Annotated in this window: 10 protein-coding genes; 7 read left to right on the forward strand and 3 right to left on the reverse strand. The window is 63.0% G+C overall.

All coding sequences use genetic code 11. The features are described from left to right. Nucleotides 1-264 precede the first annotated feature (264 nt). From WJ12_RS17685 to WJ12_RS17705, 6 genes are all read left to right on the forward strand, one after another. Nucleotides 265-1,734 (forward strand): catalase, encoded by a 1,470-nt coding sequence (locus tag WJ12_RS17685; RefSeq protein WP_059562117.1) that lies wholly within the window; start codon nucleotides 265-267, stop codon nucleotides 1,732-1,734. 66 nt (nucleotides 1,735-1,800) lie between these two features. Then, nucleotides 1,801-2,442 carry an HD domain-containing protein gene (locus tag WJ12_RS17690; protein WP_034190444.1) on the forward strand — a complete coding sequence of 214 codons (642 nt, stop codon included), beginning with the start codon at nucleotides 1,801-1,803 and terminating at the stop codon, nucleotides 2,440-2,442. 159 nt (nucleotides 2,443-2,601) lie between these two features. After that, nucleotides 2,602-3,348 carry a glucose 1-dehydrogenase gene (locus WJ12_RS17695; RefSeq protein WP_059562119.1) on the forward strand — a complete coding sequence of 249 codons (747 nt, stop codon included), beginning with the start codon at nucleotides 2,602-2,604 and terminating at the stop codon, nucleotides 3,346-3,348. Nucleotides 3,349-3,652: 304 nt separating this feature from the next. Then, a complete protein-coding gene (locus tag WJ12_RS17700; protein ID WP_059562123.1) occupies nucleotides 3,653-4,474 on the forward strand; it encodes an alpha/beta fold hydrolase in 822 nt (273 codons plus the stop codon). 116 nt (nucleotides 4,475-4,590) lie between these two features. Continuing rightward, a complete protein-coding gene (locus tag WJ12_RS34940) occupies nucleotides 4,591-5,127 on the forward strand; it encodes a DUF3331 domain-containing protein (RefSeq protein WP_167361884.1) in 537 nt (178 codons plus the stop codon). Nucleotides 5,128-5,165: 38 nt separating this feature from the next. Next, the gene (locus WJ12_RS17705) at nucleotides 5,166-6,089 is read left to right on the forward strand and encodes an MBL fold metallo-hydrolase (protein ID WP_059562126.1); all 924 of its coding nucleotides are present in this window, start codon (nucleotides 5,166-5,168) and stop codon (nucleotides 6,087-6,089) included. Between the two features lie 375 nt (nucleotides 6,090-6,464). On the opposite strand, the gene WJ12_RS17710 is transcribed toward WJ12_RS17705, so the two are convergent. From WJ12_RS17710 to WJ12_RS17720, 3 genes are all read right to left on the reverse strand, one after another. Further along, nucleotides 6,465-6,779 (reverse strand): VOC family protein, encoded by a 315-nt coding sequence (locus tag WJ12_RS17710; RefSeq protein ID WP_231750658.1) that lies wholly within the window; start codon nucleotides 6,777-6,779, stop codon nucleotides 6,465-6,467. Between the two features lie 671 nt (nucleotides 6,780-7,450). Further along, the gene (locus WJ12_RS17715) at nucleotides 7,451-8,728 is read right to left on the reverse strand and encodes an ATP-binding protein (RefSeq protein WP_059562132.1); all 1,278 of its coding nucleotides are present in this window, start codon (nucleotides 8,726-8,728) and stop codon (nucleotides 7,451-7,453) included. Next, entirely contained in the window at nucleotides 8,712-9,461 is a 750-nt protein-coding gene (locus WJ12_RS17720; protein ID WP_176730085.1) for a response regulator, read from the reverse strand. Before WJ12_RS17720 ends, WJ12_RS17715 begins: the two co-directional genes overlap by 17 nt. Before the next feature lie 313 nt (nucleotides 9,462-9,774). On the opposite strand from WJ12_RS17720, the gene WJ12_RS17725 reads away from it, so the two are divergent. Further along, nucleotides 9,775-11,019: an efflux RND transporter periplasmic adaptor subunit gene (locus tag WJ12_RS17725; protein WP_059562135.1), complete on the forward strand. Its 1,245-nt coding sequence runs from the start codon at nucleotides 9,775-9,777 to the stop codon at nucleotides 11,017-11,019. The last annotated feature ends 11 nt before the right edge of the window (nucleotides 11,020-11,030 follow it).

Raw genomic sequence — 11,030 nt, forward strand, 5'->3', positions numbered from 1 at the left:
GACGGTCGTCCGCGAATCGTCCAACGAACCGGTGTTTTATACAAGATCGCGCGGGCACCCCGCGGGTACGCTTCTCTCACATCGACTCGTCGATGCCTCCGTGGCGCGTCACTCGTCGAACGGGTGGCCATCGCGGTCCGGCCGTTTCATGTCGGCGCACCTGCCGAAATTGCACGTTGATTTTCCCGTAAAGCCTCGCGCGGCCGCCCGCCCCGAAACGGCATGGCGCTGCGCCGGTCCGCCCACCCCTCCTGGAGTCGACGCATGAAAAATCGCGATACGTCTACGCGTCTCGATCACGCAACCGGTGCGCCCGTCGCCGACAATCTGAACATCGAAACGGCCGGCCCGCGCGGTCCCGCGCTGCTGCAGGATATCTGGCTGATCGAGAAACTCGCGCACTTCGACCGCGAGGTCATTCCCGAACGACGCATGCACGCCAAAGGATCGGGCGCGCATGGCGTATTCACGGTCACGCACGACATCACGCGCTACACCAAGGCGAAACTCTTTTCGGAAATCGGCAAGGCAACGCCGGTATTCATGCGCTTTTCGACAGTCGCCGGCGAGCGCGGCGCCGCCGATGCCGAACGCGATATCCGGGGCTTCGCGGTGAAGTTCTATACGGAAGAAGGAAACTGGGACATCGTGGGCAACAACACGCCCGTGTTCTTTTTCCGTGATCCGCTGCGTTTTCCCGATCTCAATCACGCGATCAAGCGCGACCCGCGCACCGGACTGCGCAGCGCAAACAGCAACTGGGACTTCTGGACGCTGCTGCCGGAGGCGCTTCATCAGGTCACGATCGTCATGAGCGACAGGGGCATCCCGCGCAGCTATCGTCACATGCATGGATTCGGCAGCCATACGTTCAGCCTCGTCGATGCCGACAACCAGCGGACGTGGGTGAAATTCCACTTCCGTACGCAGCAAGGCATCGAGAATCTGACCGACGGCGAAGCCGAACAGCTCGTGGGCAAGGACCGGGAAACGCATGGCCGCGACCTTTACGAAAGCATCGAACGCGGCGAGTTCCCGCGCTGGACCCTCTTCATTCAGGTGATGAACGACGACGAGGCCAGGGCGCTGCCGTTCAACCCGTTCGACCTGACCAAGGTCTGGCCGAAAAGCGATTTCCCGCTGATCGAGGTCGGCGTGCTCGAATTGAACCGCAACCCGGGCAACTACTTCGCCGAGGTCGAGCAGGCCGCGTTCTCGCCCGCGAACGTCGTGCCCGGCATCGGCTTTTCGCCGGACAAGATGCTGCAGGCGCGGCTCTTCTCTTATGGCGACACGCAACGTTATCGACTGGGCGTGAACTTCAATCACATTCCCGTCAATGCGCCGAAGTGCCCCTTCCACAGCTACCACCGCGATGGCGCCATGCGCACCGACGACAACCTCGGCGGCACGCCGTCCTACTACCCGAACAGTGCCGGCGAGTGGGAAGTGCGGCCCGATCTTCACGAGCCGCCGCTGCGAATCGAAGGCGACGCCGCACATTGGGACCACCGCGTGGACGTCGATCACTTCGCGCAGCCCGGGAATCTGTTTCGCCTGATGAGTCGGGCGCAGCGACAGGTGCTGTTCGACAACACCGCCCGGCAGCTGGCCTCCGTCCACGCGCCTATCCAGGAACGCCACATCCTCCATTGCGCGAAGGCGGACCCCGAGTACGGCGCGGGCGTTCGCGAGGCCCTCGCGAGAATCGGGGCGACGGCTGCGGCGAAATAACCGGCCGTTCGCGTGCGGCGTCCGCCAGGACGCCGGCATCCGCTCACATTTCGATGGAGAACCGTCATGTCGCAGGTCATTCAGGATGTCGCCGTGCCCGACAGTCAGCTTGCACGGGAAATTACCGAGTTCGTGCGCGACACGTCCACCCCGCTGCTCTTTCATCATTCGAGCCGCGTCTATTTGTTCGGCGCCCTGGAAGGCGTGCGTCGCGGCCTGAAATTCGATCCGGAACTGTTGTACGCGGGCGCCATGTTCCATGACATCGGCCTCACCGGCGCGTACAGCAGCGCCACCGAACGCTTCGAAGTCGACGGAGCCAATGCGGCCCGCGACTTTCTCTCGGGCCGGGGCATCACCGCGGCCGACATCGATCTCGTCTGGACGGCCATTGCGCTGCATACCACGCCCGGCATTCCGCGCCATATGCACCCGGTCGTTGCGCTGGTGACCGCCGGGGTCGAGATGGATGTGCTCGGCCTTTCGTACCACGCGTTCTCGCACGAGGAACGCGAAGCCGTCACGCATGCGCATCCGCGCCCGCCGCACTTCAAGGAAGAGATCATTCAGGCGTTCTACAACGGCATCAAGCATAAGCCGGAGACCACGTTCGGCAACGTGAAGGCCGACGTGATCGCCGACAAGGAGCCTCACTTCCATCGGGGGAATTTCTGTTCCGTCATCCGCAATTCGGCATGGCCGGGTTGACGATGCCATGTCCCGCGCATCGACGGCCGGCCAGTCGCGCCGCGCCAGGCGATCGCGACCGCATGCAGGTCCGCATTGGCAGAAAACACCGGCGATCGCATCGTGCGAGACGGCTGGCCGGTGTCCATCAACGGAATCATTCACACTGAGGTGAACATCATGGGCAAGCTTGCAGGAAAAGTGGCCGTTGTAACCGGTGCGTCGAAGGGTATCGGCGCCGCCATCGCCAAGGCGCTCGCGGCAGAGGGCGCGTCGGTCGTCGTGAACTACGCCAGCAGCAAGGCCGGCGCGGACGACGTCGTGTCCGCCATCACCACGGCCGGGGGGAAAGCGGTTGCCGTGGGCGGCGACGTGTCGAAGGCGGCCGACGCGAAAGGCATCGTCGATGCGGCAATCGAAACGTTTGGCCGCCTCGACATCCTCGTCAACAACTCGGGCGTCTACGAGTTCGCGCCGATCGATGCGTTCACGGAAGCGCAATACCGCAGGCAATTCGACATCAACGTGCTCGGGGTCCTGCTCACGACGCAGGCCGCCGTCCAGCACCTGGGCGAAGGCGCCAGCATCATCAATGTCAGCTCGGTCGTCTCGACGCTCACACCGGCGACGACCGCCGTCTACAGCGGCACGAAAGGCGCGGTGGATTCCATCACCGGCGCGCTCGCGCGCGAACTCGGGCCGCGCGGCATTCGCGTGAATACGATCAACCCCGGCGTGATCGTGACCGAAGGTGCGCAAAGCGCCGGCGTGATCGGATCGGAGTTCGAGAGTTCAGCGGTCAGCCAGACGCCGCTCGGACGCGTGGGCCGGCCGGACGATGTTGCATCGATTGCGGTTTTCCTCGCTTCCGGCGACGCAAAGTGGCTGACGGGCGAACACATCATCGCCAGCGGCGGCATGCGCTGACGCGGGTTCGCTCGCGTACCGTCGGCCCCGCCATCGACGCAATGCATATGACGACCGCTCCCGATTTCCCGCGGTTCAGCGGGTTGCCACGTGGATTCGGAGCATGACGACTGCAGTCACTGAAACGAAACGACGATGCCCGCACTTCGTGAGTGCGGCCCGCATGCGCGGGTCGCTGCTCACCGCCACGCCGGAAACCAGCGGGCGCCGGTGCGACGCGCCGTTCGCGATCGCCAACTCGACACGATGCTCCGTATTGCCCTGCCCGAGACTTCCTTCAAATCAACCTGATCAGGAACGTGCCATGAGCTATTTCAACTCCACGGACGGTACCGAGATTTTCTACAAGGACTGGGGGACAGGCACGCCGGTCGTCTTCTCCCATGGGTGGCCGCTCTGTGCCGACGCCTGGGATGCACAAATGCTGTTCCTCGGCACCCGAGGCTATCGTGTCATTGCACACGATCGCCGCGGCCACGGCCGTTCCGGTCAAACGTGGGACGGGAACCACATGGATCAGTATGCCGACGATCTCGCGGCACTCCTGAACCATCTCGATCTGCGCGGCGCGGTGCTGGTCGGGCATTCGACCGGTGGTGGCGAGGTCGCACGCTACATCGGCCGCCACGGAACCGGACGCGTCGCAAAGGCGGTGCTGATCGGCGCGGTTCCGCCGATCATGCTCAAGACCACCGATAACCCGGGCGGTCTGCCGATCGACGTATTCGATGGACTGCGCGCCGGCGTGATGAACAATCGTTCGCAGCTCTACAAGGAGCTCGCCGTACCGTTTTACAACTTCAACCGCCCGGGTGCCGACGTGTCACAAGGCACGATCGACGCCTTCCAGGTGCAAGGCCTGATGGGTTCGATCAAGGGGCAATTTGATTGCATTCGTGAATTCTCCGAGGTCGACTACACCGAAGACCTGAAAAAAATCGACGTTCCCCTCCTCATTCTGCACGGCGACGACGACCAGATCGTGCCGATCGACGCATCGGCACGACGATCGGTTGAAATCGCCCCGAATGCACGGCTCAAGATCTATCCCGGCGGCTCGCACGGCATGGCGACGATCAACGCGAGCGCAGTCAACCTCGATCTACTCGATTTCCTGCAAAGCTGAATCGTCTGTCTGCGATGTGCCTGTGCAGCGCTTTGCACAGGCCCCGCGCAAAAACCGCCCGCCTGGCAGCACCATTTCTCACGCTGCATCCAGCATCCAATGGCGATATTGAAGCTATGGAAAACACTCCAGGTATCGACGATGTCGCAAACGACATCAGCGACCGGAATCGTTGGGACAGGATCCTCGATGCCCTGCGATCGCCTCCGGCTGCACCGCTTTCACCGGGAGCGGACGAGCGTGCATGCAGGACCGATTCGAACCTCGGGGCGGTCCGCATCGTGATTCTCGAGCGCCCGTCCGCCGACACCGTGCTCGTCTCGTGGAGCAGTTCAACGACGTGTCGATACGGCGAGCAGACCTGGCAGAGAGTGATTGCCCGGAAGGACGGCGTTTGCATTCTGAGCGGCGACTCGATTGCTCGAGGGGACGCGGTCTTTCGTCCAAAGCGCGCGCGAAACGCGATGTGCAGCAACGCGACGGCAATGATCAAGGCGTCGGCCATCGATTCGCCGCCTTGCCGGGGCGGTCAGACATCAGTCGGGTCGGTCTCTGAATCCAGGGCCTCGACGCCGAACCGGCCTGGCGATCGGCACGCGGATGCTTTTCCCGAACTCGAACCGCACTTTGCCCAACTCGTCTCCGAGGCTTGAATCGGAGACGGACGGGGGCAAGAAAAAGGAGACATCGCGTGGATCAATCGCTCGAACGCGCCATCGCGGGCATCGTTCGGACGCGTGCCGGAAAACATCCGGTGCCGGTTGTCCATTCCTTTTTTGACGAGGCGACATCTACCGCGAGTTATGTCGTTCACGATCCGATCTCGCTTGCCGCAGCAATCATCGACCCGGTCCTCGACTTCGACGCACCGACGTGCCGATGTTCGGAGACATCGGCCCGCGCTATCGTCGCTTATATCGAATCGGAAGGCCTCTCGATCGCATGGCTGCTCGAAACCCATGTCCATGCGGACCACCTGAGCGCCGCGTCCTTTCTGCAGGCGCGTGTCGGCGGTGCGCTCGCTATCGGACGCGCGATCACCGCGGTACAGCGACGCTTCGGCAGCTTGTTTAACGCCGGACCGGAGTTCCTGCGCGACGGCTCGCAATTCGATCACCTGTTCGATGACGGAGAGCGATTCAACATCGGGGCGATCGAGTGCAGGGTTCTCGACGTTCCCGGACATACGCCCGACAGTGTCGCCTACGTCATCGGCGATTCGGTGTTCTGCGGCAACACGATGTTCATGCCGGACTACGGGACGGCGAGAGCCGACTTGCCGGGCGGAGACGCCAGGCGGCTTTTCCGCTCCATTCGGCGATTGCTCTGCCTTCCCGACGAAGCAAGACTGTTCGTGAGTCACGACTACAAGGCGCCTGGCCGGGACGCCTACGCGTGGGAAACGACAATCGGGGCCGAACGCACCACGAACGTACACGTTCGTGACGGGATTACTGAAGACGCGTTCGTCGCGGCACGTACCGCACGAGACGCGACGCTAACCTTGCCGAAGCTGATTCTTCAAGCGATGCAGGTGAACATGCGGGCCGGTGCTCTTCCGCCTTTGGAAAACAACGGCAAGCGCTATCTGAGAATTCCGTTGAACACGATCTGATGCAATTGGCGGTGAACTTGGCGTTCGGCGGGTCGATGCTCCTGGGCTCTCTCGGAGCGCGGGTTCACTGAATCTCGAGCCACGGCTGGACTGGACCCTGGCCGTGTATGCGAGCTGAGCCTGGCATGCACGGCATGCGGGGCGCTACCGTGATTGAAGTTCGAGTCGATACGCCTGAAAATAAGCGGCATTACTTCGTTATCCTTCCGTTATGTGGCATCGACAATCAGCGGCACATGATGTCGAGCGGCCGTTGTGTGGTCGCGCGAAGGATGCTTTGCGACCCGGGCGACATTCGTCGCGGCTCCTGCAACGGCCCTTCGTCGCCGCCAAGCGGTCGTTCGCGGGACATACGACGAACTGCAAAGCCCGTGGTTAGTTGCGGCACATGCAAAGCTCGAACTCGTGTCCGTCGGGGCTGCTCAATACAATGCTTTTCATGGACGCGATCTTCAATCCGTCCATCACGATGGCGGCGCCGTTTTCTGTTGCCCGTTTCACGAATTCGTGAAGTGCACTTTCTTCGAACTCAAAGACCGGGACGGAGCTGCTACCTTTTATCTCGTCTCCAAAATCGTTTAACAAAAGGCCCAGTCTGTTTGTTCCGATCAAGAATTCAGTCCACTTGCCGGACCGCTTCAGCGGTTCATATCCGAGAAGTCGCTCCCAGAAAGAAGTGGACGTCTCCATATCACTCACCTTCAAATACACGGTCCGAAGTTTCATGACGTGCCCCCGAAATGGATGCCAACGGAATGTATCAGATGCCAAAATAATTGGCTTTCAACAGCATCGGCCAGATTCATGCAGTGATTGAAGCTTGACTGAGCTTGAGGTCGAAAGCGTACTGTCTGAACTCGGTGCTTCGCCCGGCCGGCCGCCCGGTACGCCGGGAATCGGTCTAGAAATCAGGGGGTACTGCCGGAACGCTTGGTCCACTGCGTGAGTGGACAAATTTAATGCGGACGTAGACGAGTTGTGTCATTCGCACCGAGCAATGGGGAATTCGATTCGACTCGCGTCGTCCGGTCGAATCGCCGTCTGGCCGCCCTGCTGAACAGCCATGAAGCGCCCGTATCCTGTCACGTCGAAAAGGGTCTCGATCACTTCGACGTGCACTCACGCTGCACGATCTGCACAGTCATCGGTATCGAACACTGGAAGCGATGATGAAGGGGAAACATATCGTGAACGGAGTCATCGATGTCGGGTTGCCGTTCCTCCCTTCCGCCAACACCTGGTGAACACACCACCGAGGACCTCAACGAAGGCGCCCGCACGCTTGCCGAAGTGGTGGGCGCATGGAAGCTCGACTAGACACCGCTGCCACCCGGACGAGCGGCGACAGCGCATGCAGCGCTTCATCGCGCGACGCTGTGCTTCGGAAACCTCATCGCTATGACAAGGCCGCCGTCGGCCGCGTTGGAAATCTGCAGCGTGCCGCCGTGATGGCGAACGAGGCGGCGGACGATGGCGAGGCCCAATCCGCTGTGCGCGGTGCCGCCGCGCGCGGGATCGAGCCGGACAAACGGACGCAGCACGCGGTCCAGGTCAGGCTCGGACACGCCGGCCCCGTGATCTCGCACCACGAGTTCGTAGTGCTCGTCATGCGCTCGCGTGGCGATCTCCACGGGCGGCTCGCCGTAGGTCAGCGCATTCTCGACAAGGTTGGAGAGAATGCGGTCGATATCGACCATGGGCAGCATGAAGTCGAGCCCCGCGTGCAGATCGAGCGTGACAAGTGCATCGGTATGCGCTTCGCCGCCCGGACTCGGTGCGTCGGTGTAATCGCGACGGCAATGCGTGTCCACGCTGATTTGCGGCGACCCTTCGGGGCTCTCGTGCGCAAAGTCGAGAAACTGCGTGATGACACGCGACATGGATTCGGTATCGCGCAGAAAGCCCTCGCGATCGCTACGGTCGGTCAGCAGGTCTGCCCGCACCTGCATGCGTGTGATCGGTGTCCGCAGGTCGTGCGCGATACTCGCGAGCATCACGGCGCGCTCGCGCTCTGCCTCGGCCAGCTCGCGCGTCATGTCGTTGAAGTCGCCAATCAGCTCGCGCAGTTCGCGCGGCCCGCGTGTGCGCACGCGGTTCAGATGATGGCCAGTGCGATGCTCACGCGCGGCTGCGGCAAGATCGCGGATGGGGCGGTTCAGGTGCCACGCAAGCACGACGGCAACCACGATAGCGAACACCAGCGTCAACGCCAGCACCCCGGTGAAACGACTCAGTGGCACCTCGGCCCGCGGGAGCACGATGCCACGCGTGCTGCCTGCGGGGAGCACGCGCAGCGTGCCGTCGCTATCCATCGCCACGTGGATGCCCGACGGCAGCACGTGCCGCAGCTGCCGTTCGATGGGCCCGAGCGTGTCGATGCGAAAGCGCTGCGCTTCGGCGGCCGGCAGTTGCTTCAGGTCCACGAACGAAATACCGAGAATGTTCGCCACAGACCGTTCGCTGCCGCCATCGTGATCGCCCATGCGGGCGGCTGCCTCCATGACGCGCGAAATATGGAAAGCGGTGAGGCTCGCGCGGGTTCGGTCGATCAGCAGCAGCGACGTGAGGTGAACCAGCACGAGCAGGCCCACCGTCGTGATGACGAGCCGGCCGAACATCGAATCAAATGGATTCTTCATCGGCCGGGATGTCGGGAATGAACATGTAGCCGACGCCGCGCATGGTTTGCAACCGCCGGGGATTGGACGGATCGTCCTCGATCAGGCGACGCAGGCGCCATACCGGCACGTCGATGCCGCGCTCCGTCACCTCGGCATCCGGACCGTGGAGCAGCTCGATGAGCCGCGCACGCGAAAGCGTCTCCATGGGGTGCGAGGCCAGCACCTCGAGCAGCGCGTACTCGCCGCCCGTGAGCTTCACGGGTATGCCTTCCCTCAGCAGCGTGCGCGTCGAGAAATCCAGTTCGAAACGGCCGAACCGGCACGGGGCGCGCTTCTCCTGCACTACCGTGGTTGGCGGCTGGCCTTGGCGGCGCAGCACCGCGTGGATGCGCGCGAGCAGTTCCTGCGGCATGAACGGCTTGCCCAGATAGTCGTCCGCACCCAGTTCGAGCCCCAGCACGCGTTCCACGCCTTCGGCGCGCGCGGTCAGCATGATGACGGGAATCGTGTCGCCGCGCGCGCGCAATTGCTTGAGCGCGGTGAGGCCATCCACGCCCGGCATCATGAGGTCCATCACGATGATGGACGGCCGCTCGCGTTCGAGCCGCCGCGCCAGATTGGTGGCGTCGTGCAAGACGGAGAACGCGCTGCCGCGTTGCTGGAAGAACTTGCGCAGCAGGTCGCGCAGCTCGGCGTCGTCATCAACGAGCAGGACCTGCAGCGTGGAATCGGGAAAGGGGGGTGCGTGCACTTCGGGTATTCGGGTGGTATGAGAACGGATTGATGGTAGCCCGGAGAAGGCTCGACTGGCTTTCGAAATATTACTGAGTATTGGCGCTCGCCAGATGTATGTGCCGCACCGCCTGGTGTTTCGTTTCGTACGCAGCAAGCATCCCCGTCTCTTTCGTCTGTCTTCTCGGGTCACCGGACAGTAAGTTTCCGTAAGCACGGAAATAGGCGACGTCGGTAGCGTTACGCCTTGCCCAGCACCGGTTCCGCTGAGCTGCCATTGAAGCGCTCGGTGCCATCCCGTTCCCGCATCGCGATGTCCAAACAGGTCAAAGATGAAGACGTCAATCCTCTCTAACCACGCGCACCACCGCACGATGTGCAGGCCGCGGCGCTTATTTTCCGCGCTCTCGATATTCGCCATACTCGGCACCGCGGGCTGCAACAAGCCGACAGGCGCGGCCTCCGGCTTTGCCGCACAAACCGCCGCGGTCGGCGTACTCACGCTCGCGCCGCAGCGCATCGTCGAAACCACCGAACTCTCCGGCCGCCTTTCCTCGCTGAAGGTTTCCGACGTCCGCCCGCAGGTGGGCGGCATCGTCTTGAAGCGGCTGTTCGTGGAAGGCAGCGACGTGAAGGCGGGTCAGGTGCTCTACCAGATCGACCCGGCCACCTACCAGGCGACCTACGACCAGGCCCGCGGCACGCTCGAAAAAGCGCGCGCCACGCTGGCCTCGGCGAAAACGAAAGCGGATCGCTACACGGAACTCGTGAAGATCAACGCCGTGAGCAAGCAGGATTACGACGATGCCGTCGCCGCCGTTCGCGAAGACGCAGCCGACGTCACGGCCGACGAGGCGTCGCTCGAATCTGCGCGCGTCAACCTCGAATACACGCGTGTGCGCGCCCCAATTTCCGGGCGCATCGGTGCATCGAGCGTGACCGAGGGTGCGCTCGTCACCTCCGACCAGACCACTGCGCTTGCCACCATCCAGGCGTTCGACCAGATGTACCTCGACGTCACGCGCCCCAGCACGGAATGGCTGAAGCTGCGCAAGGCCTTCGCTTCGGGGCGCCTGAAGAAAACGGGCAGCGACAGCGCCGCCGTCACGCTCGTAATGGAAGACGGCACCGAGTACGCCCACCCCGGCGCGCTGCAGTTCTCCGGCGTGACCGTGGACGCCACGACGGGCTCGGTCACGCTGCGCAGCACGTTCCCGAACCCCGAACGCGAATTGCTGCCCGGCATGTTCGTCCGCGCCCGTCTGGAAGAAGGCGAAAACGACAACGCGATACTCGTGCCGCAGATGGCCGTGACGCGCACATCGGACGGCAAGGCGAGCGTCTACGTGGCGGACGCGACCGGCAACGCGCAGCAGGTGCAGGTGGTGGCCGACAACGCATTCCGCGACCAATGGATCGTGACGTCGGGTCTGCACACCGGCGACCGCGTGATCGTGAGCGGCCTGCAGAGCGTGCATGCGGGCGCGCCGGTCAAGGTGGCGGCCGATACGCCGCAGACGCAGGCGAACGCGGCACCCGCGACAGACACGGCCTCGTCCGTGTCGGCACAACGCTAGGCGGAGAACGG

Origin of the sequence: Burkholderia seminalis (assembly GCF_001718535.1) — a bacterium.
GTDB lineage: Bacteria > Pseudomonadota > Gammaproteobacteria > Burkholderiales > Burkholderiaceae > Burkholderia > Burkholderia seminalis.

What these genes read in the sequence shown, in the direction of transcription:
- WJ12_RS17695 (WP_059562119.1), top strand. Translation starts at nt 2,602, where the DNA reads ATGGGCAAGCTTGCAGGAAAAGTGGCCGTTGTAACCGGTGCGTCGAAG.
- WJ12_RS17710 (WP_231750658.1), bottom strand. Translation starts at nt 6,779, where the DNA reads ATGGAGACGTCCACTTCTTTCTGGGAGCGACTTCTCGGATATGAACCG.
- WJ12_RS17725 (WP_059562135.1), top strand. Translation starts at nt 9,775, where the DNA reads ATGAAGACGTCAATCCTCTCTAACCACGCGCACCACCGCACGATGTGC.
- WJ12_RS17690 (WP_034190444.1), top strand. Translation starts at nt 1,801, where the DNA reads ATGTCGCAGGTCATTCAGGATGTCGCCGTGCCCGACAGTCAGCTTGCA.
- WJ12_RS17700 (WP_059562123.1), top strand. Translation starts at nt 3,653, where the DNA reads ATGAGCTATTTCAACTCCACGGACGGTACCGAGATTTTCTACAAGGAC.
- WJ12_RS17685 (WP_059562117.1), top strand. Translation starts at nt 265, where the DNA reads ATGAAAAATCGCGATACGTCTACGCGTCTCGATCACGCAACCGGTGCG.
- WJ12_RS34940 (WP_167361884.1), top strand. Translation starts at nt 4,591, where the DNA reads ATGGAAAACACTCCAGGTATCGACGATGTCGCAAACGACATCAGCGAC.
- WJ12_RS17715 (WP_059562132.1), bottom strand. Translation starts at nt 8,728, where the DNA reads ATGAAGAATCCATTTGATTCGATGTTCGGCCGGCTCGTCATCACGACG.